The sequence below is a fragment of the Paraburkholderia tropica genome (genome assembly GCF_014171495.1).
GTDB classification, from domain to species: Bacteria; Pseudomonadota; Gammaproteobacteria; order Burkholderiales; family Burkholderiaceae; genus Paraburkholderia; species Paraburkholderia tropica.
This window is the reverse complement of sequence record NZ_CP049135.1, coordinates 1,510,400-1,530,186: the sequence shown is the minus strand read 5'-3', so window position 1 is coordinate 1,530,186 and position 19,787 is coordinate 1,510,400. Positions and strand designations below refer to the sequence as shown.

General features: G+C 64.7%; 17 protein-coding genes. 5 read left to right on the top strand and 12 right to left on the bottom strand.

The window, feature by feature from the left end:
- Nucleotides 1–18: 18 nt before the first annotated feature.
- The gene (locus G5S35_RS21645; RefSeq protein ID WP_183038986.1) at nt 19–2,055 is read right to left on the bottom strand and encodes an O-linked N-acetylglucosamine transferase, SPINDLY family protein; all 2,037 of its coding nucleotides are present in this window, start codon (nt 2,053–2,055) and stop codon (nt 19–21) included.
- A gap of 204 nt (nt 2,056–2,259) precedes the next feature.
- Between G5S35_RS21645 and G5S35_RS21640 the strand changes: the two genes are divergently transcribed.
- Nucleotides 2,260–2,805 (top strand): hypothetical protein, encoded by a 546-nt coding sequence (locus G5S35_RS21640; protein WP_065065678.1) that lies wholly within the window; start codon nt 2,260–2,262, stop codon nt 2,803–2,805.
- A 100-nt stretch (nt 2,806–2,905) separates the two neighbouring features.
- Here the strand turns inward: G5S35_RS21640 and G5S35_RS21635 are convergent, their stop codons facing one another.
- On the bottom strand, nt 2,906–5,266 hold the full coding sequence (locus tag G5S35_RS21635) for a bifunctional acetate--CoA ligase family protein/GNAT family N-acetyltransferase (RefSeq protein WP_183038985.1): 2,361 nt from the start codon (nt 5,264–5,266) through the stop codon (nt 2,906–2,908).
- Nucleotides 5,267–5,605: 339 nt separating this feature from the next.
- Between G5S35_RS21635 and G5S35_RS21630 the strand changes: the two genes are divergently transcribed.
- Nucleotides 5,606–6,796: a GGDEF domain-containing protein gene (locus G5S35_RS21630; protein WP_065065695.1), complete on the top strand. Its 1,191-nt coding sequence runs from the start codon at nt 5,606–5,608 to the stop codon at nt 6,794–6,796.
- A 126-nt stretch (nt 6,797–6,922) separates the two neighbouring features.
- Here the strand turns inward: G5S35_RS21630 and G5S35_RS21625 are convergent, their stop codons facing one another.
- The 3 genes from G5S35_RS21625 to G5S35_RS21615 form a co-directional block, all read right to left on the bottom strand.
- Nucleotides 6,923–8,524, bottom strand: a complete 1,602-nt coding sequence (locus tag G5S35_RS21625) for a peptide chain release factor 3 (protein WP_065065676.1) — start codon at nt 8,522–8,524, stop codon at nt 6,923–6,925.
- A 501-nt stretch (nt 8,525–9,025) separates the two neighbouring features.
- The gene (locus G5S35_RS21620; protein ID WP_065065675.1) at nt 9,026–9,322 is read right to left on the bottom strand and encodes an H-NS histone family protein; all 297 of its coding nucleotides are present in this window, start codon (nt 9,320–9,322) and stop codon (nt 9,026–9,028) included.
- Between the two features lie 141 nt (nt 9,323–9,463).
- Nucleotides 9,464–9,691, bottom strand: a complete 228-nt coding sequence (locus tag G5S35_RS21615) for a hypothetical protein (RefSeq protein WP_074981360.1) — start codon at nt 9,689–9,691, stop codon at nt 9,464–9,466.
- Nucleotides 9,692–10,069: 378 nt separating this feature from the next.
- Between G5S35_RS21615 and G5S35_RS21610 the strand changes: the two genes are divergently transcribed.
- Complete coding sequence (locus tag G5S35_RS21610; protein WP_183038984.1) at nt 10,070–11,308, top strand: helix-turn-helix transcriptional regulator; 1,239 nt, start codon at nt 10,070–10,072, stop codon at nt 11,306–11,308.
- 67 nt (nt 11,309–11,375) lie between these two features.
- Here G5S35_RS21610 and G5S35_RS21605 read toward each other — a convergent pair whose 3' ends face one another.
- On the bottom strand, nt 11,376–11,699 hold the full coding sequence (locus tag G5S35_RS21605) for a hypothetical protein (RefSeq protein ID WP_338048720.1): 324 nt from the start codon (nt 11,697–11,699) through the stop codon (nt 11,376–11,378).
- Nucleotides 11,700–11,754: 55 nt separating this feature from the next.
- Entirely contained in the window at nt 11,755–12,258 is a 504-nt protein-coding gene (locus tag G5S35_RS21600; protein WP_065065694.1) for a BON domain-containing protein, read from the bottom strand.
- A 285-nt stretch (nt 12,259–12,543) separates the two neighbouring features.
- On the opposite strand from G5S35_RS21600, the gene G5S35_RS21595 reads away from it, so the two are divergent.
- Nucleotides 12,544–13,944, top strand: a complete 1,401-nt coding sequence (locus G5S35_RS21595) for a GntP family permease (protein ID WP_065065672.1) — start codon at nt 12,544–12,546, stop codon at nt 13,942–13,944.
- Nucleotides 13,945–14,384: 440 nt separating this feature from the next.
- Nucleotides 14,385–14,843 carry a DUF2846 domain-containing protein gene (locus G5S35_RS21590; RefSeq protein WP_074981018.1) on the top strand — a complete coding sequence of 153 codons (459 nt, stop codon included), beginning with the start codon at nt 14,385–14,387 and terminating at the stop codon, nt 14,841–14,843.
- A gap of 3 nt (nt 14,844–14,846) precedes the next feature.
- Here the strand turns inward: G5S35_RS21590 and G5S35_RS40310 are convergent, their stop codons facing one another.
- The 5 genes from G5S35_RS40310 to G5S35_RS21570 all read right to left on the bottom strand — a co-directional run bounded on the left by G5S35_RS40310 (nt 14,847) and on the right by G5S35_RS21570 (nt 19,624).
- Nucleotides 14,847–14,939, bottom strand: coding sequence for a hypothetical protein (locus G5S35_RS40310; RefSeq protein WP_373681575.1), 93 nt, complete (start codon nt 14,937–14,939; stop codon nt 14,847–14,849).
- A 401-nt stretch (nt 14,940–15,340) separates the two neighbouring features.
- Nucleotides 15,341–17,080 (bottom strand): ShlB/FhaC/HecB family hemolysin secretion/activation protein, encoded by a 1,740-nt coding sequence (locus tag G5S35_RS21585; protein WP_183038983.1) that lies wholly within the window; start codon nt 17,078–17,080, stop codon nt 15,341–15,343.
- 53 nt (nt 17,081–17,133) lie between these two features.
- Nucleotides 17,134–17,421, bottom strand: a complete 288-nt coding sequence (locus G5S35_RS21580) for a DUF6881 domain-containing protein (protein WP_124260681.1) — start codon at nt 17,419–17,421, stop codon at nt 17,134–17,136.
- On the bottom strand, nt 17,418–17,948 hold the full coding sequence (locus tag G5S35_RS39300) for an HYD1 signature containing ADP-ribosyltransferase family protein (RefSeq protein ID WP_202035002.1): 531 nt from the start codon (nt 17,946–17,948) through the stop codon (nt 17,418–17,420). Before G5S35_RS39300 ends, G5S35_RS21580 begins: the two co-directional genes overlap by 4 nt.
- Entirely contained in the window at nt 17,849–19,624 is a 1,776-nt protein-coding gene (locus tag G5S35_RS21570) for a two-partner secretion domain-containing protein (RefSeq protein ID WP_183038982.1), read from the bottom strand. Before G5S35_RS21570 ends, G5S35_RS39300 begins: the two co-directional genes overlap by 100 nt.
- Nucleotides 19,625–19,787 lie beyond the last annotated feature (163 nt).

Here is a 19,787-nt window from a genome sequence, read left to right as displayed (position 1 = left end):
GCTTTCAACCGCAGTTCATCAACCGGCGACGACGAACGGCGCGCGATCGCCCGCGTCCTGCGCCTCGCGCGCCATGATTGCCACGTACAGGCGCTCCAGATCGCGGGTGAAGCGCTTCGTATCGAACAGGGGCGCGTCGTTGCGTGCTTGCACGAGCCGCTCGCGCACCTGCGCGTGCCACGCCGGATCGTTCGCGAGCGCCAGCGCGATCTGGAAATAGGCGTCGAGATCGCGCGCGATCAATTCCTCCAGCCCGACCGCGCGCAGCAGGCTCGCGCCCACGCGTCCCGCGAGCAGCATGCCCGGCGCGCTGACCATCGGCACGCCCGCCCAGAGCGCGTCGCTGCCCGTGGTGTGCGAGCCGGTCGGCAAGGTGTCGAGCGCGAGATCGGCGAGTTGCAGACGCGCGAGGTGCAGGTCGTGCGGCACGCGCGGCGCGAAAATCACGCGCGCCGCCGCCACGCCCTGCTCCGCGAAGAACCCGTGCAGATGCGAGCGCGCGCGCGGCTCGCCCGGATCGAGCAGCCACAGCACGCTGCCGGGCGTGGCCACGAGCAGGCGGCGCCAGATCGACGCAATGCGCGCATTGAGCTTGAAGATCTGATTGAAGCTGCAAAACACGAAGCCGCTCGCGGGCAGGCCCGCTTCGGCGCGCGTGGGGCGCGGCCCGCATTCGCGGCGGTGGTCGTGAGGCTGATAACAGTGCGGCATCAGCGCGAGCGTTTCGCTGTAGTGCGCCGCCGTGACGGGCGGCGTCACCACGACATCGCCGATCAGATAGTCCGCCAGACGCGGCGCGCCGAGCGAGCCCGGATAACCGAGCCAGCTCACGATGACCGGCGCGGGCCGCAGCGCCGTGATGCCGAGCCGCGTGCCGGTCGTGTAGCCCTTGAGATCGACGAGCAGATGCACGCCGTCGTGCGCGATGCGCGCGGCCGCCTGCGCGTCGCTGAGCGCGCCGATCTCGTGCAGCGTGGCCGGGCACCGCGCAAGACGCTCGCGCCACGCGTCGTCGGGCGCGCTGTCGCCGTACGCGTACAGATGGATGTCGAAGCGCGCCGCGTCGTGCAGTTCGAGCACGCCCGCCAGCAGACGCAGCGTGGCGTGATCGTAAAAATCCGCCGACAGATAGCCGATGCGCAAACGCGCGCCCGCCTCGCCCGCCTCGAACGCCGCCAGCGCCTCGGCCAGTCCCGCGCCGCGCGCGACGAGCGGCGTCGCCGCCAGTTCGCCGCGCCAGCGCGATTGCGCGAACCGCCTGCCCGCCTCGCGGTGCAGCTCGGGCGTGAGCGCCGGGATGCCGAGCAGCCCCCACGGCGTGAGCTGCTCCGCCTCGCCCGACGCGATCATCGCGAGCGCCGCCTGATCGATCGGCTCCAGGCCTTCCCAGTGCGCGAGACGCCGCCGCACGGACTGCACCGCCTCCCAGCGCCCGCCGCGCGCGTAGGCCGCCTCGGCTTCGTCAAGCCGGTTCTGGCGCTCCAGCAGGCCGCCATAGCATTGCCACGCATGCGCGGCCTGCGGATCGAGTTCGAGCGCGCGGCGCAAACACGCTTCGGCTTCCTCGTCGCGGCCCGTTTCGGCGAGCAGCACCGCGAGATTGCCGAACGCGAACGCGTAGTGCGGATCAGTTTCGATGGCCGCGCGATAGGCGGCTTCGGCATCGGCGAGATCCTGGCGCTTCTTCAGCAGGTTGCCGAGATTGTTGAACAGGCGCGCCTCGCGCACGCCTTGCAGGACCGCCGAGAGATACGCCTCGACCGCCGCTTCGTCGCGGCCTTGCCAGAGCAGCGTCCACGCCAGATCGCGCCGGTACGCGCCACCCTCGCGCACGGCCAGCGCGCGGCGGATCGCCTGCTCGCCTTCGGCGTGACGCTGCTGGCGCGCGAGCGCGACGCCGAGCTGATGCCAGGCGTCGGCGTGACGCGGATCGGCGGCGACGGCCTCGCGCAGCAGCGCTTCCGCGTGCATGATGTTATCGGCGTTCAGACGGTCGAGGCCGCGCTTGAACAGCGCGTCGGAACGGGCGGACGGAGTGGGGACGGATGAGTTCATCCCGCGAGGATAGAAAGCGCGGGCCGCCGCGACCATCAGAGCCGTCCTGGTTTCGCGCGCGACACGCGCACGACGTTCCGTCCCCTTGCGCACGCGCGGCGCGACTGGAACCGCGCCGCGCAAAACGGTTAGAATGGCGGCCCTCTTCAATTCCGTCCGGCGCACGATCTCGCGGATCGCACCCCGGACGCGTACTCCGATCTCATGGCGAAACTTCTGACCGATCAAGAATTCCAGCGCTTTTCCGAGCTTCAGCAGAAACAGGCGAGCTTCACGATTTCGGCCGAGGAAGCCGACGAGCTGCGCGACATCGTGGCCCGCGCGCAGCAGAAGCGCGACGACCGCGCCGACGCGATGAAGACCGTCGAAACCGCGATCGCACAATTCGAGATCACGCCCGACGAGCTGTTCACGGCGGAGCAGATCGCCGAAGCCGCGCGCAATTTCGGCCTGATTCCGGCCACGCGCAAGGAGCGCGTGCTGCCGCCGTCGCTGACGTTCAACGGCAAGACGCATCAGTGGACCACGCGCGCGCTGCCCGACGAGATCCGCCTGCCGCTGTTCGAGGCGTTCCAGGGCGGCCAGTCGGTCAAGCCGTTCATCGCCACGCCGAAGGACGGCGCGCGCTGCGCGGCGACCATCGCGCGTCTGGAAAAGGAAACCGGCGCGCAGTACGCCGAGGCGTGGCTCGAAGAACTGTCGCTCTCGCGCGCGCAGGTGGACGAAGCGCTGGCGAAGATCGCGGCGTGAGTTTGGCGTCGATGCGTGTGCGGTGACACATCCGCACGCACCATGAAAAACGGCCGCATAAAGCGGCCGTTTTTATTTCCCCCTCGCCTGATCCGCCGCCTCAATCCAGCGGCATCCGGAAACCCACCACGCCCGGGTCATCCGTCGGCGTAACCGTGAAGCCCATGGCGCGCGCCAGTGCGATCATCGGCGCATTCTCGCGCAGCGCCTCGCCCAGCAGCCAATGCGTCCCGCGCGAGCGCACGTAGCCGATGATGCGCTCCATCAGCAGCCGCCCCAGCCCGCGTCCCTTCAAGGTGGAGAGCACGGTGACCGCGAACTCGGCGGTTTCGTTGTCCGGGTCGGCGACCGCGCGCACCACGCCCAGCGTGTGCGGACGGCCGTCCTCGCCCGGCACGCTCGCGACGAGCGCCATCTCGCGGTCGTAGTCGATCTGCGTCATGCGCGCCAGCTGCGTGTGATCGAAGCTGCGCACCGCCGAAAAGAACCGCAGACGCAGATCGTCCGGCGTCATCGACTCGACGAATGCGCGGTGCATTTCCTCGTCCTCGGGCCGGATCGGGCGGATCGTCAGGCGCTCGCCGTGCCAGTCGATCGTCTCTTCGAGACGGCGCGGATACGGCATGATCGCGAAACGGCTGCGCTTGTCCGCCAGCTCGATGCGCGGCGCGACCACCACGGCGGCGTCGGGCAGCACGCGCAGCGTGAGCCGCATGCCGACGATCTCGCGCACCTCGCACACCGCCTGTGACAGCGCCGTGAGCGCCGCGAGCGTGGGCGCGGGCGACGCACGGCGCGCATACGGCGATTGCGTGACGATGTCGCGCGAGAGCACCGGGTTCAGCGGCGGCAGGCTGTAGACGCGCATCGGCGGCGAAAAGCCGTCCGGCGACGGCGCCTCGAAATGAAATACGGGACCGAAGTTTTCGTCGTCGCGAAACGTCACCGTCACGTCGACGACGGCGGTCGCGCTCGCCTGCTGCGGCGCCGTCTCGAGCCCGAACGCCTTGAGCAATTGCGTGGCTTCCTCGCCTTCGAGCGCCGCGCGGCCCGCCGCCAGCGCGCCGCGCGCGATGCCCAGCGCCACGTCGATGGCCGCCATGCCTTGCGCGGGCAGGCTCTCGGGCGTCTGCATCAGCAGCTCGCGCCCGAGCCGGTAATCGACGAGACGCGCGAACGCGCGCGCCAGCCGCCGCGGCGTGGTGTGCACCGGAATGCCGTGCGCATGCAGCGCGTCGCGCGTGGCCTCGTCCACGCCGCCGAAAAAGCACGCGAGCATGCCGCGATACGCAAAACGCTGATGCTCGATGAGCGTGCGCGCCACCTGCTCCACCGGCGCGCTGTGCGTGGGCGCGTGCACGACGAAGGCCGTGCCGGTGCTGCGTTGCGAGGCCAGCGTCTGTAGCGCGAGGCCGAAATGCTCGGGCCGCGCGGTGTCGCCGAGCACGAGCGGATTGCCCGCCTGCGCGTGCGGCAGCGCCGCCGCCACGGCCGCGCGCGCTTCGTCGCTCCAGGCCGCGAGCGTGTCGCCGGCCTTGTTGAAGGCGTCGCGCGCGAGCGTGGCCACGCCGCGGTCGCTGGTGATGAGCGTGGCCGAGTCGCTCGCGGCCACGCGGCCCACGCCGAGCGTTTCGATTTCGTCGAGCAGATCGTCGAGCGTATCGACGCGCACGAGGCCCGCGCGCCGGAACGCCGCCGAATAGAGCGCGTCGCCCGGATCGTCGCGGCCGCTGCGCAGCGCCAGCACGGGCTTGTTGCGTGCCGCCGCGCGCGCCGCCGACATGAACTTGCGCGCCGCGCGGATGCCGTCCACTTCGAGCAGGATCGCGCGCGTGGTGGGATCGCTCGCGAGATAGTCGAGCACGTCGCCGACATCGACATCGGCTTCGTCGCCGAGCGCGATGACGTGCGAAAAGCCGAGGCCGCGCGCGCCCGCCCAGCGCAGCACGGCGTTGGTCAGCGCGTTGGACTGCGAGACCCACGCCACGCCGCCCTTGCGCGCGACCGTGGCGGCCGCGCCGAGCTGCGCGTTGAGCGCGGGCGTCAGCGCGCCGAGGCTGCCCGGCCCGACGATTCGCAGCAGATGCGGACGCGCCGCCGCGAGCGCGTGGCGCAGGTCGGCGCGGTCTTCGTCGTTCTTCACCTCGCCTAGAATGATGGCCGCGCGCGTGCCCATGCCGCCGAGCCGGTGCACGAGCGCGGGCCACGTGGACGGCCGCGTGCAGATCAGCGCGACGGTGGGCGCTTCGGGCAGATCGCCCACATCGGCGACCACGGGACGGCCGTCGAACTGCGCGAAATCGCCCGCGTGACGCGGATTGACCGCGAACAGCGGGCCGTCGAAGCCGCCTTCGATCAGGCGCTGCCACACCATGTTGCCGATGCTGCCGGGCCGCTGCGAAGCGCCGATCACGGCCACCGATTTCGGCTGGAACACCGCGTCGAGATTGCGTACGGTCACTGCTCCTCCTGTTGTGCGACGGCGCGCGCCGCGTGCGCGGGCGGCCGGAAATCCCTACCGATCGACACGAATGAGAATAGGCGAATCGGCCTCGCGCTGCGCGCATTTCGCCCGCCGCGCTTGCGTTCGCGCGGCGGCGGCACGGCGTCGCAGACCGCGGGATACGGCGCGGCGCGCACCGGCGATCGATTCGCGCGCTTCGACGTGCATCTCGACGTGCATCCGGCATGCATCGTGTCGTGGTCCGGAAGAAAAATGACACGCATTGTCTGGCAGTCATTTCGGCGTAAAATGCCCCACGCCGCCGTGAAGTACCGGCGTAGCACCTTTACGCCCGCGATGCACGTCGATCTATTCACCCTCTATCTCCTCGCGATCGGAACTCTTTTCGCCAGCGCCGGCATGACGCTCTGGGAGCATCGCACGCACCCCGGGCGCAGCAAGGAACTGAAAATCCTCGCCGCCGGCTATGCCACGCTCGGCGTCGGCGTCGGCGCCGCGATCTGGCGCAGCGCGCTGCCCGGCGCGTGGGGCGCGGCGCTGAGCAATCTGGTCATTGTTACCGGTTATCTGCTGATCGCGCACGGCCTCGCCGTCATGAACGGCCGCCAGAACCGAGCGTTGTCGGCCGCGATTCTCGGGGTGCTCGCCATCGCCTGGATCGTTGCGGGCACGCGCGGCGAGTCCGTCATGTGGCTCTATCTCACGGCCATTCCGATCTCGCTCGCCTCCGCGATGGCCATGCGCGAGCTGCTGCGCAATCACGCGCTCAAGTGGTCGCAGGCGCATCGCATCGCCGTGATCGCGACGGGCGTCCATACCTTCGTGTATGCGTTCCGGGCCGCCGTGCTGCCGTGGCTCGCGACGCGCTACGGTCAGGCGCTGCTGCCGGTCGTCAGCAAGGTGACGATGTATGAGGGCGTGCTGTATTCAGTCGTGCTGCCGATGACCTTGCTGCGGCTCGTGCGCGACGAAACCCACGGGCAGCTTTTGCAGGAATCCCAAACGGATTATCTGACCCGGCTCGGCAACCGCCGCTGGTTCTTCGAGGAAGGCGCGCGCGTGCTGAGCCGCGCCGGCACGCGCGAGCGCGTGGCGCTGCTGGCGTTCGACCTCGACCAGTTCAAGGCGATCAACGACCGTTACGGCCATCAGACCGGCGACGACGTGCTCAAGACCTTCGCGAGCATCGCACGCGCGGCGCTCGGCGACGACACGCTGCTTGCGCGCATCGGCGGCGAGGAGTTTGCCGCGCTGATCGCCGGGCGCGACAGCGATCAGGTGCAGGCGCTCGGCGAAACCATCGCGGCCCGCTTCGCCCGGAGCGCCGCGCAGCCCGTCGACGGCACGGGCATCCGCACCACCGTCAGCATCGGTCTCGCGCTCACGCACGGCGCGCAGGCGCACGCCGAAGCGGCCGCGCTCACCGACCTGCTCGCCGCCGCCGATTCGGCGCTGTATCGCGCCAAGTCGCTGGGCGGCAACCGGCTCGAACTGGCGCAGGGGATCGAGCGCTCGTCGCGGGTGTGAACGCCGGATACGCAGCGCGCTTCCAGAACTCCGGAAAGAAAGCGCACATGAAAAAAGGCCGCTCGGAAGCGGCCTTTTTCTTTGCTGGCAGCGGACCGGCGAATCGCCCGGCCCGCGCGCCGCGCGTTACATCGACTTGCGGAACGGCGCGCCCGAATGTTCGCGCAGCTCGTTGAAGACGATCTTCGGCCACGCCTTCTGGGCGACTTCGATTTCCGACACGTGCGAGGCCAGATAGGTCGGCGCGTTCGACGCGTCGTAGGCCATGCGGGCTTCGTACGAATCGGTGAAACGGCGCAGTTCGGCGGGATCGTCACAGGTGACCCAGCGCGAGAGGCGATAGCGCGCGGGCAGCAGGCGCACGGCCACCTTGTACTCGGCCGACAGACGGTGCGAAACCACTTCGAACTGCAGCTGGCCGACCGCGCCCAGAATCGTCGCGCCGCCGTGGATCGGTCGGAACACCTGGATCGCGCCCTCTTCGCCGAGCTGCTTGAGCGCTTCGCCCAGCTGCTTCGCGCGCATCGGATCGACGACTTCGACGGTCTGGAAAATTTCCGGCGCGAAGAACGGCAGGCCCGTGAATTGCAGGTCTTCGCCTTCGGTCAGCGTGTCGCCGAGACTCAGCGTGCCATGATTAGGAATACCGATGATGTCGCCAGGGTACGCCTCGGCCACGGTTTCGCGGCGCTGCGAGAGGAAGCTCACGACGTTGTTGGCGCGGAAGGTCTTGTTGTTGCGCGTGACCTTCAGTTGCATGCCGCGCTCGAAATGGCCCGAGCACACGCGGATGAACGCCACGCGGTCGCGGTGCGCGAGGTCCATGTTGGCCTGCACCTTGAACACGACGCCCGTGAACTTCGCTTCTTCCGGCGAGACCGCGCGCTGCACGGCCATGCGCGGCGACGGCGGCGGCGCGAGATCGACGAGCGCGTCGAGAATTTCCTTCACGCCGAAGTTGTTGATCGCCGAGCCGAACAGCACCGGCGACTGCTCGCCGGCCAGGAACGCGTCGCGGTCGAACGTGGGCGTCGCGCCCGTGATCAGCTCGACCTCTTCCTTGGTGCGCTTCCAGTGATAGCCGAAGCGCGCTTCGCCGTCGGCGTCGCTGATGTTCTGCAGCGTTTCCACCGCGCCGCCGAGCGACTCCTGGCCCGCGCGGAACACGCGCACCTGATCGCGCTGGATGTCGTAGACGCCCTGGAATTCCTTGCCCATGCCGATGGGCCAGGTGAACGGCACCGCCGCCACGCCGAGATGCTGCTCGATTTCGTCGAGCAGATCGAGCGGCTCGCGCACTTCGCGGTCGAGCTTGTTGATGAACGTGAGAATCGGCGTCTTGCGGCTGCGGCAGACTTCGAGCAGCTTGAGCGTCTGCGCTTCCACGCCGTTCGCGCCGTCGATCACCATCACGGCCGCGTCGACGGCCGTCAGCACGCGATACGTGTCTTCCGAGAAGTCCTCGTGGCCCGGCGTGTCGAGCAGGTTGATGACGGCGTCGCCGTACTCGAACTGCATGACCGAGCTGGCGACCGAAATGCCGCGCTGCTTTTCGATCTCCATCCAGTCGGAGGTCGCGAAGCGGCCGCTTTTCTTGCCCTTCACGGTACCGGCGATCTGAATCGCGCCCGAGAACAGCAGCAGCTTTTCGGTGAGCGTGGTCTTGCCCGCGTCCGGGTGAGAAATAACCGCGAACGTGCGGCGGCGTCTGAGTTCAGCAACTGACATGGATGGAGCGGGTATACGGATGAATTCGGGCAACCGGCCGCACGGCGGGGGTTACGGGGACGGCCTGAGCGGCGAATAGCACGAGCGGTCGGAAAAACCGGGGCCGGCGTGCGCGCAGAAAGGCGCCAGGGGACGAATGATACACGTCATTACAGCCCCCGACTAAAAGTTCGACGCAGCTCGCGACAGCGCAATCCTGCACGGATTCGCAACGGGCGGCGGCGGCGCATCGCCGGACGCGCGCGGGTGAGCTTTTACGGGAGACGCGCGGACACGGTTGCGACGTCCACGAACCGCGCAGGCGAGACGCAATCGAGATGCAATCGAGATGCAATCGAGGTGCAAGCGCGGCGCGCGAAGCACGCGGCGGTGCGGCCGCGCAAGGCGGCGCACGGCATATGAGCAGTCGACGGGATCGCGCCGGAGGGTGCGCGCGGCGCGTCCGCGCTGAGTCGACGGTGAGCCTTTACGGGAAGCGCGCTGCCGGCTTCCCGCGCCCGCTCATTCCTTGATCAGGAAACGATCGCGGTTCTTCAGACCGGACAGCCAGCCCGGTGCGCGGCCGCGGCCACTCCAGGTTTCGCCGGTCTTGGGATTCTGATAACGCGCCGGCAACGGCTTCTTGCGCGGCGCGGGTGCGCGCTTCGCGCTAAAACCCAGTTCTTCGGGCGTAATGTCGTACTCGGCGATCTTTTCCTTGATCTCGGCGATGGCCAGCTCGATTTCCTTTTCGCGAGCCGCCGCAACTTCCTTATGGAGTTTTTCGAGTTGCGCGGTCAATTGCTTGTAGCTCGGCATAAAAAATAATCTCCGGTTCGGTCAGACACGGCCATTGTGACCGTTCTGGCGCCAAAGAGTGCCGGTTATCGCGCATTTTTCTCGCACTTCACCGATTTTCATTGCGATTTATTACATAAACGCCCCAAAAACAGGCAAAGACTAACGCACCGATTCGTGTGAAGAACACCCCTTGGCGCGGCGCTCCAACGCGCACAGAGCCTCGGAAAGACGCTTCACGCGCTGCATTTGCGAAGGCACCAGAATCGCCACCTGCACCGAATCGAGACGGCCTCGCCAATAAGAAAGTGGAATGCGGTCCTGACCTGAAAGCCTTGCAATCACATGTTCGAGATGTTCTAAATCCTTTTCAAGTTGGTGGTGATTCATTACTGCCCCCGGCATGAACTGTCTTTATGGAAGACGTCGATTCAAAACGCGTCCGCGCATTCGATGATTTATCGCCCGATTTCGATTAATATTCGTCACCGCCTTAAATGTCGTGCTGCTTCTCCGCTATCTGCCCAGGATAGCGAACATTCAAATCGCATTGCTTCTCAAGAATAAAGTCGGCGCGCCCGCCAATCCGTTGCCTACCGCACGGAACCCCATGGACAGGGCGCTCACGATGATGACCGTTCGGTCAGCTTTACGGACCGAAGATTAACGGCGGCTATTCAATCTGTATATTCCTCAATTGTGGAAGAAATATGCATTGCGCATTTTCCACGACTGGCGGGCCGCGGCGGGTATCAAAATGAGAACGGCGTGAAATCGAACGAATTGCAATACGACCGGCTGCTGAATGTTATTTACGAAACCCTCGAGCACCCTTCCGCATGGAAGGATTTTTGCGCGGAATTGAGGAAATCGACGGGGGCCGCTTCGGTGCATCTTTGTGCATTCGAGCGGCAGCGTGAATTGTTTTCCTGGGCCGACGGTTTCAGCCTGCTCGAAACGGAGCCGCTGGAACGCATCGGCCCGCTCTATCGCGACGACCCGCGGCTCGAGTGGCTGCGCAGCGCGGCGCCCGGGGAATGGCAGCACTGCGGGCCGCAATCGGCGCTGCAGGACGCGGCGGACAATGTAAGGAACGAACCGGATGGCGCGCGGCATCCGGTGCTGGAGCCGTGTCTGCTCGCGGCGGGTTCGCGCTGCGTTTCGCTGTGCAAGCTGATCGACGGCGGCGCGCTCACGGCGATGCTCGCCCTGCGCGGCGAAGCGGACAGCGGCCCGTTGTCCGACGAGGCCCGCGCGCTGCTGGAGCGCATCACGCCGCATCTGATGCGCGCAGTGCGCGTGACGGCGCGCCGCCACGTGCCGGACGCCGACGCGCTCGCGAACCGCGCACGCGTGCCCGCCATGCTGGTGAATGCGAGCGGCGAAGTGCTCGACAGCAACGACGCCGCGCAGCGTCTGCTGCGTGCGACCTCGCTGGTGCGCGTGCGCGGGCGGCGGCTCGCACTGGCCGCGCCGCATCAGGCGCGCTTTCTGGAGGACGTGGCGATCAGCGAGGCGCGTCTGAAAAACCGCGTGAGCGGCGCGCGCGCGGCGGCGGCGCGGCTGCGCGCGCTGCGCATCGTGGCCGGCGAAGGGCCGGAGGGCGTGGAGCCGGATTCCGCAACGGAACCGCTGTCGTCCGGCACGCAGGGCGCGGGCGGACCCGAAGTGCTCTACGCGTTCTACAACGTGCTGACGCCCGGCGATGCCTCGGCGGCCGAGCCGCACGCCGTCGCCGCCCTGATGTTCTATCACCCGCGTTCCGCGCCCGCCGTGGACGAGCAGGTGCTCGCCGAAGCGTTCGACCTCTCGCCGGCCGAATGCCGGATCGTGCATCTGCTGGTGGAAGGGCACACGCAGAAGGAGATCGCCGCGCGCGTGGGCGTGCAGCACGACACGGTGCGCAAACAACTACAGTCGATCTTTCAGAAGACCGCCACGCGCCGTCAGCCCGATCTCCTGCGTCTGCTGATGAACCTGCCGTCCTGCGCGCCGCCGGGCGGCTGACGGACGCGAACGGCGCCCGGACGTCGAGGCGCTCGACACGCTCCGGGCGCGGACCGCACCGCCGCGCTTACTTCGCGTGGCAGGCGAAGACGAGCGTGTACACGTCGCCGCTGGTCGAATTGTCGACGGTGTCATACGTGCCGCCGCAGCGCGCACGCGCCTGCTGCACGCAGGAATCGCGGTCGCCGGCGGCAGGACACTGGACCTGGACCGTCGGACGGCCATCGGACAGAAACAGCGGCGGGCCGCTGCTGCACGCGGACAGCGCCGCGAGCAACGCGCAAGCGCCTGCCGCGAAAGGCAGCCTGCGAAAACGGAACAACGACGAACCGAAACGAGTCATGGAGTACCCCGGGGGCTTTCTAGTTTTTCGACGATGCGATTGTGCCATGCCCGCTCGCGCCTGCGCGGCATCCGGGGCGCATCGGCGTGCGCGCGGGCGACGTTCAGTGCACCGGAGTGGACGACGCAGCGGGCGCGGTCGTCAGCGTCTTGTAGGGCAGCGGCGCGCGCGGATCGGCCGCGAGGCGCACGAACACCTGCTCGACATCGGCGATCGCGGCCAGCCGACGCTCCAGCGCCGCGCGGTCGAACGCGGCGGGCGCGCAGCCCTCCGCATAGACGAAGCGCCGCTGCACGGTGATCCAGATGCTGGTGCCCGCGAGCGAGGCGTCGCCGGAGAAGGCGGCGCGGACGGCGTTCGCGATGTCGGCGTCGTAGAGGTAGGAGTTCGGCTTCGTGCACTTGTGCGCGAGCCAGCAGGTCGTGCCGCGCTCGACGCGATAGTGCGCGTCGTCGTCGGCTTCGGCCTTGCTCATGCGCGGGCCGAGCGGCTGCGGACATGCGCTCGACGCCGCCGACAGCGCGAAGAACGGATCGTTGTACCAGTTGCGCATGTCGCCGTCCTGCGCCCATGCCGACGTCGGCGACGTTGCCAAAATCGTCGACATCGCCATCACTATCGATGCCGCCGCAAGCGTGCGTCGACACGCATCGCGCGCGCCGCTTGCCGCCCTCGCTGACCGTCCGCGCATCGCGCTCTCCTTGCCCCGCTCCTTGCCGTGTCCGATGCTCGCCGCGCTAACCGCGCGCGTCAAGGCGCGCCGCGCAATCTCCTCTCGCGCGCGCGAGCCGATTCGGTACAATCGCTGCGGCGCACCATGAACGGCCGGTGCAGCCAAAGATATGCAATAGAAGTGCATCGACGAAGTGCAACACGCATTGCAGGAGACTCCATGTCGTTCATTATCGTTCTCGCGGCCCTGGCATTTCTGATGCTTGCGGCCTATCGCGGTTACAGCGTGATTCTGTTCGCGCCCGTCGCCGCCCTCGCAGCTGTGCTGCTCACCGATCCCGCGGCCGTCGCGCCCGTGTTCTCCGGCATCTTCATGGAGAAAATGGTGGGCTTCGTGAAGCTCTATTTCCCGGTGTTTCTGCTCGGCGCCGTGTTCGGCAAGGTCATCGAGCTTTCGGGTTATTCGGAGTCGATCGTCGCGGCCGCCATCCGCTATATCGGCCGCTCGCGCGCCAACGCGGTGATCGTCGCGGTCTGCGCGCTGCTCACTTACGGCGGCGTCTCGCTGTTCGTGGTGGTGTTCGCGGTCTATCCGTTCGCCGCCGAGCTGTATCGCCAGAGCGGCATTCCCAAGCGGCTGATGCCGGGCGCGATCGCGCTTGGCGCGTTCTCGTTCACGATGGATTCGCTGCCCGGCACGCCGCAGATCCAGAACATCATCCCGACGACGTTCTTCAAGACCACCGCGTGGGCCGCGCCCGCGCTCGGCGTGATCGGTTCGCTGTTCATCATCGTGGTGGGGCTCACGTATCTCGAATGGCGCCGCCGCAGCGCGATGGCCAAAGGCGAGGGCTACGGCACGTCGCTCGTGAACGAGCCCGAACACGTACAGACCGACCACCTGCCGAATCCGCTGCTGGCCGTCACGCCGCTCGTGCTGGTGGGCGTCGCGAACTTCTTCCTGACGCGCTGGATTCCGCAGTGGTATGGCGACACCTACACGATCGCCCCCGACGTGCTGCCCGGCATCCACGCGCCCGTGACCACGACGGTCAAGCAGGTCGTGGCGATCTGGTCGGTCGAAGGCGCGCTGCTGCTCGGCATCGTGTTCGTGGTCCTGACGGCGTTCTCGCGCGTGAAGGATCGCTTCGCGATCGGCACGAAGGCGGCCGTCGCGGGCGCGCTGCTCGCGTCGCTCAATACGGCATCGGAATATGGCTTCGGCGGCGTGATCGCGGCGCTGCCCGGTTTTATCGTGGTCAGCGACGCGCTCAAGAGCATTCCGAATCCGCTCGTGAACGCCGCCGTTTCGGTGAGCGCGCTCGCGGGCATCACGGGGTCGGCGTCGGGCGGCATGAGCATCGCGCTCGCGGCCATGTCCGATCTGTTCATCAAGAGCGCGCAGGCCGCGCATATTCCGCTCGACGTACTGCATCGCGTGGTGGCGATGGCCAGCGGCGGCATGGACACGCTGCCGCACAACGGCGCGGTCATCACGCTGCTGGCGGTGACCGGGCTCACGCACCGCGAGTCGTACCGCGATATTTTCGCGGTCACGGTGATTAAAACGCTCGCGGTGTTCTTCGTGATTGCCGTGTTTTATACGACGGGGATTGTTTAAGTCCTTTGTCGCGTTTTTGTTGTGCTCGCGATCGTTGCTGAAGCAACGACAGTTTGACGCTGACGCACAAACTCTGCTTTTAAATTCTCCTGCGAAACGTACGGCGCCAGCCTCGGCGCTGCTACGTTTCGCTCACTCCCGTCGCAAGCTGTCTTCCTCAAGACCTGAAAATATCAACGCCACCGCAGTCGCCTTCCTTTGCATTCAGAGCGGAATAAATTCAATGCAAATCGCATTTATGTAATACATAAGAATGTAACTTGAAGGTATTTTGAATCAATTTCCCACCTCGAATTTCTGTAGTTCCACGACAGCTCGAAAAACAATAAAGAATTGAAGCCGGCTGCCGTAAATCAACCATGTCTGTGTTGGGTAAGCCGTGTTTAGCAAGCAGACATCTTGGTGTTTCAAACAATTGAAAACCTACCGGGGATAATGAAATGACGAAGTTCTATCGAACCCTGTCGCTCTCTGTCGGCGTCGCGATGCTTGCAGCAGGATGCGCATCGGGACCGCAGTACAAAGACGTGGCATCGTCGATACCGACGCTCGCTGCCGATCATGGCCGCATCTACTTTTTCCGCTCGGACAGTTTCGGCGGCGCCATGATCCAGCCCGAGATCAAGCTTAACGACAAGGTCGTCGGGCACTCCGTTCCGGGTGGATTCTTCTACGTCGATGAAACGCCTGGCGACTATACGGTGTCGACCACGACGGAGACGAAGAAAGAAGTAACGTTCGCGCTCCACGCGGGCGATACGAAATACGTGCGGACGTCGATCAGCATGGGCATTCTGGTGGGGCATATCACGCCGACACTGGACGATCCGGACACCGCACCTCACGAGATCGAGCAGCTCAAATACATCGGCGCACCGGCGACTACCGCCGCCCGATAAAACTCATGAGTTAAACCGGCCGGACAAGCACTCTTCTGTATAGAGCCGGTAGACGCGGTTACGATTCACGCCCAAGCCTTGGTGTTCAAGCACCAGATGTACCCGACGTTATGGGACGCTCACTGGCAGAAGCTGATCGTAGCCGCCCTGTTCTATGCGCCCATTCAGGCATCAAATCTGGCGGCGTTAATGCATTAGCGAATCAGTCTTTATCGCTCACGTTTTCGTGCTTTCAACCCTTCGCGTGCCTCATGAACACTTTTTCGCGCGATGTGTCGAGACATCCGCAAAGTTCATGCGTTACTGAGTTGATATGCGCAACGTGCGTCGCGACCGTCAAATTTGCGGTGAACCGGCGACGCTTTGCACGTCACCGGCCGTGAAGAGACGCTCGCTCGATAGCGATAAGTGGCCGAAAGTCGAAGTATTTGAGTCATCCGGTACGTTGGCTTAGCAGACTATCGAGAACGCGAACCTGCATGTGTAATCGAGCAGACCTAAAATTGTCCTGTCACCTGGAAGCCGAGCGTCACGCGCGACGCCGGAAAATCAGCCGGCTTATAAACCGGCGTGCCAGCGAACACGTCATAGCTCAAGATGGCAAAGCGCGTGTGAACGGCGCCCTTTAAGCCGACGACCGCGCCTGCCAGTTGCGTACCAACCAGATATTGCGCTGACGGTCCCCACACGTGGCCGTAGTCCAGTCCTGCATAGAATGCCTGGCCTGTGCTGCCAATCGGATATTGCAGTTCGTTGCGCCAATAGAACCCGCGCTCAGCCGCAAGCATCGTCTCTCCGTCGAAGCCGCGCACGGTGTAACGGCTACCGATAGAGAGGTCATCAATGTAATTGAGTTCGTCGTTCGTGTACTGGCCGTGAATGGTCCCGACATACGCTAAGCGCTGACCTGCAACGGCAAACGGCACGGACAGGTTCGCGTCAAGCGTCGCCATGTGGAAGCGGTACGAGGGCCCGTCCGCCGTGTCAGGCGACGCACCAAGCCAACCGATTCCCTGTCGATACGCGAGCGTGCCGTCGAACTGCGAAGCGCCGAAATAGTGGCGGTCGGTCAGACCCAGTTCGATGAAGGTGTTGTCGCGATGCTGTGCTGCGATTTCCGTATCTTCGATGAAGCTCGCGCCGAAGCGCTTGATGAGCTGAAACTCCGCGCCGAACACATCACTCTGGCTGCGCCGCAGGACGCGTTGCAATTTGACGCCCGCGGTCTGCGAATTTCCGCTGACCACATACGTCTGGTTCACTCCCGCGACGTTCTCGTAATACGTGTTCGTATAGCCGAACAGCGTCGCTGTCCAACAGCCCCACGGTACCGAGTACGAACCGTTCCAGCCGTGCGTGCCGACTCCGTGATCGCCAAACTGCAAATCCTGATTGAATCCGGCGGTAAGGATATCGTTCAGCCCGAGCAGGTTGTCGACGCCGAGCGTGACCGTGCCTATGATGCTGCCCGTCTCGCGCGTGCCGGAGTCGTCCACGGACGCGACGAAAGTCCAGGGCTTTGTGCGCTTGACTGCGATTTCCACATCGCTCTCACCGGGCACGCTGGCAGCGACAAGTTCCATCGTCGCGTCCTGGCTGCTGACCCGTTTCATCTGCTCCATACCCTGCTCCAGATCGCGCAGGTTAAGCACGTCGCCATCGCGTGCTGGAAACGCGGTTTTCCACGTGCCACGCGTGGCCGCATCCTTGAAGCCCAGTTTGCGAATGACGCCGGGAATGAGCGCGAGTTTGAGCGTGCCGCCGGAGAGGTCCTGCGCGGGAAGCATCACCCGCGTGGTGACATAGCCGCGACTGAGAATCACTTGCTGCACTCCTTTAACAAGGGTGTCGAGGCCTTGCTTGCCGACGCACTGGCCCCGGTAGTGCTCCAGCCATTCGCGGGCGAAGGCGAAACGATCCTGCGGCAGCGCGGACGCGCCCTTGACGCGCATGTCGTCCGGCAACGCTGCGGGCACGTCGAGCGCGAACGTTTCGATGCGAAAGCAGGGCGTCTCAACAGGCAGGTCCGGCCATTCACCTTTCTTCGGAACCTCTGAACGTACCCTAGGCGCGGTGACCGTCGCCGCACGCTGCTGCGCGTCGCGCTGCTGCTGCACCTGCTGATCCTGCTGCGCGTTCGCGCGCGCCGCCGCAACATCGGGCGACGTCTGTGCGTGAACGGCGAGAGGGACGAGAATCGCAAGCGGCAACCCCGTAAGTATCTTTTTATTTTCCATTACTAATCAAATTCCAAGCTCCGCGCTTTCAGCCGGGCGAATTACGTGCACCTCTACGGCTGTGTTTTAGTAATCGCTTTCAACCACACCTGCTCAAACTCACTCTTACTTACTTCCGCCGGTTCAAACTGCGGATCGCCCGCAATTTCACTTAGCTGTGGAAGTGGCTCCTTGCTGAGACCACTGCCGCCAGCGCACACAGTTGCGCTTGCAAAACCGATATGCCCGTCCGGGTATAGTTCGATCTTTCGCAACTCCCACCGATCTACATCAAGTTCACTATAGATAACTGTCGGCTCAGTTGGTATTGAATGAATCCATTTAACGCGGATATAACTCATTTCTTCGTCACCGCCCCACTTCCAGTGATCCGGCCACTAATGTCCAGCGGTATCTCGTTGGGCACAACATAGACACCTGGACGCCCTTGTACGACGTTAAGCCCCGTCACGTCAACCGCAACAAAATTTGAATATCGCGCACCTTGAAACGGGTTGTTCACGAATGCCCGCGATAGCTGCGCGGGCGTCATAGTACCTGGCGGAATATCGGACAGATACTGTCCATTTCCGTATCTTACGTCATTCGGATTAAGCGCTTTCAAAGACGGATTAAGCGCCTCCGACTCCAAAATTGCGTTCATAGCAGCTTCGTTTGTGTAGTGATACAGCGTTGCTGGCGACGTGGAGATACTATCGGACACGGTTCTCGTCACCGCCGCTTCGACCGCTTCAACCGCCGACGTAACTGCTTTACCTTCGCCTCCAGTCAACACACCAAGCGCCGCATCGCCGATTGAGCCAACAGCCAGCGCCGCAGCAGTGCCGTAGTTACCGTTCGCGAATGCCGTTTGCGCCTGGTCGGCCATCTGCTTGCCAGGCACAACGTTAAGCATGGCTTGGCCAAATGCTTTCGCATACTGGACAAAGCTACCGACCCGGCCTTTACCGATGCTGCGCCAGCGGCCTGCAAGATACCCTGCTGGTTCGCAAGCGCACCCGCTGTCTGCACGTTAAGCGCGCCGCCCGCAGCGACCTGGCCGCCATTGTTCGTGATTTGTGCGCCCGAGAGCTGGGTGTTGCCACCGCTGCCGATCTGCGCCCCGCTCGTATCGAGCGTACCAGCCGCGCTGGCTGTGAAAATCGTCCCGGCACCCGCCGTTGCGCCAGTCAGCGCGAGATTGCCGCCTGTTGCAGTCAACGCGAGCGCGGATCCGGCGGAAGTCTGCGACCCCGCCAGATTGAGCGACACGCCATAAAGCGTGACCTGTCCGGTTGCCGCGTTCGTACCGGTCGCTGCGAGCGAGCCCGCCGACACCACTTTCAGGCTGCCGCTGCCCGTCAGGTTGCCGCTACTGTCCAGGGCCGCCGCGAGCACGCCTGACGATTCCACACTACCCGCGTTGAGGTTCAGGTCCGACTGCGCGGCGAGGGTACCGGTGCTGGAGAGCACGCCGGACGTACTGACAGTGGTTGTGCCCTGCGCGTAAGCGGTGCCGGAATTCGCGACGCTGGCGGCATTGATCGCCAGATTGCCGCTTGCGCTCATCTTGCCGGACTGCACGAGTTGGCCCGCGCTGGTGAGCGTCAGATCGCCCGCCTGGGCTTCGATAACGCCGGCGTTGTTGACCCCCACGCCGTACTCGTTGGAAGTCAGCAGAATCGTATTTGCGTACATCCCACCAAGCTGCGCGACGTCGATCGAGACGCTCGGCACGGTACCGGTGCCGGTCGTCGGCGTCGAGTTCAGGCTGGCGTAGTCGACGTTGTTCGCGCCCGTGACGACATTCAGCTTGTTCGCGTACAGGGCAGCGTTCACCTGCACAGCGCGCGCGATCAGATCCACCTGGTCCAGGTTCGACGCATTAAAGCCATCGCCCTGAACAGCGATATTGCCCTGAGTGACGTTGAATCCAGTGAGATTGCCATTGGCGTCAAACAACGGATTGCCGGTCGTGAGAATGCCGCGCGAGGTATTGATGAAACCGCCGCCGTCAACGACGATTCCCGATGGGTTCGCCACGACCACATCCGCCTTCTTGCCCGCGACCTCGATATAGCCTCGCAGTTGAGAAGGGTTATTGCTATTGACCTGGTTGACAATGATTTTGGCGGCGTCATTCGCACCGAAATTCGGATTACCGCTAATCTGACCTGCGAGCTGGGTCGACGTAATAACCGACGAATTGTTCAGAATTGCGCCACTACGCGATACGTCGAATTGCGAATAGGTGTTTAGCGATACGCCGGCGCCTGAAGGCTTCTGGATGTTCACCTGCGGCAGCCCATTGGCCGTGCTGATGACGCCCGGCGCGTGCGCGCCCGAAGGCACGATCTGCGCAATCGATAATGCAGGACTCAGCCCGAGCAGCGTGAGCGCGGCGAGCGCCGCGTGACGCATTACGCGCTTCGCGATGCGTCGCGATGGCCCCGACGATTTTGTTTTGACTCGCCCCGCACTGCCGTTTGCGATCGCCGTTTCGGCGACGGCAACCACCATTCCCCGCGACTTGCTGAACACAAGCCGGTGACAACCGCTATTCATTTTTCTGGTACCCGTCACGCTGGAAGAGGTCTCGCCCGCTCCTCAAGGCGTCTTCCCATTGCTACACACGACACCCGCGCACCGTGGCATCGCCCCCGAATTGCTTTTTATATATTTCTAGTGATTTCAACCTGTTACGGGGCGCAGGCTAACAGATTTGCAA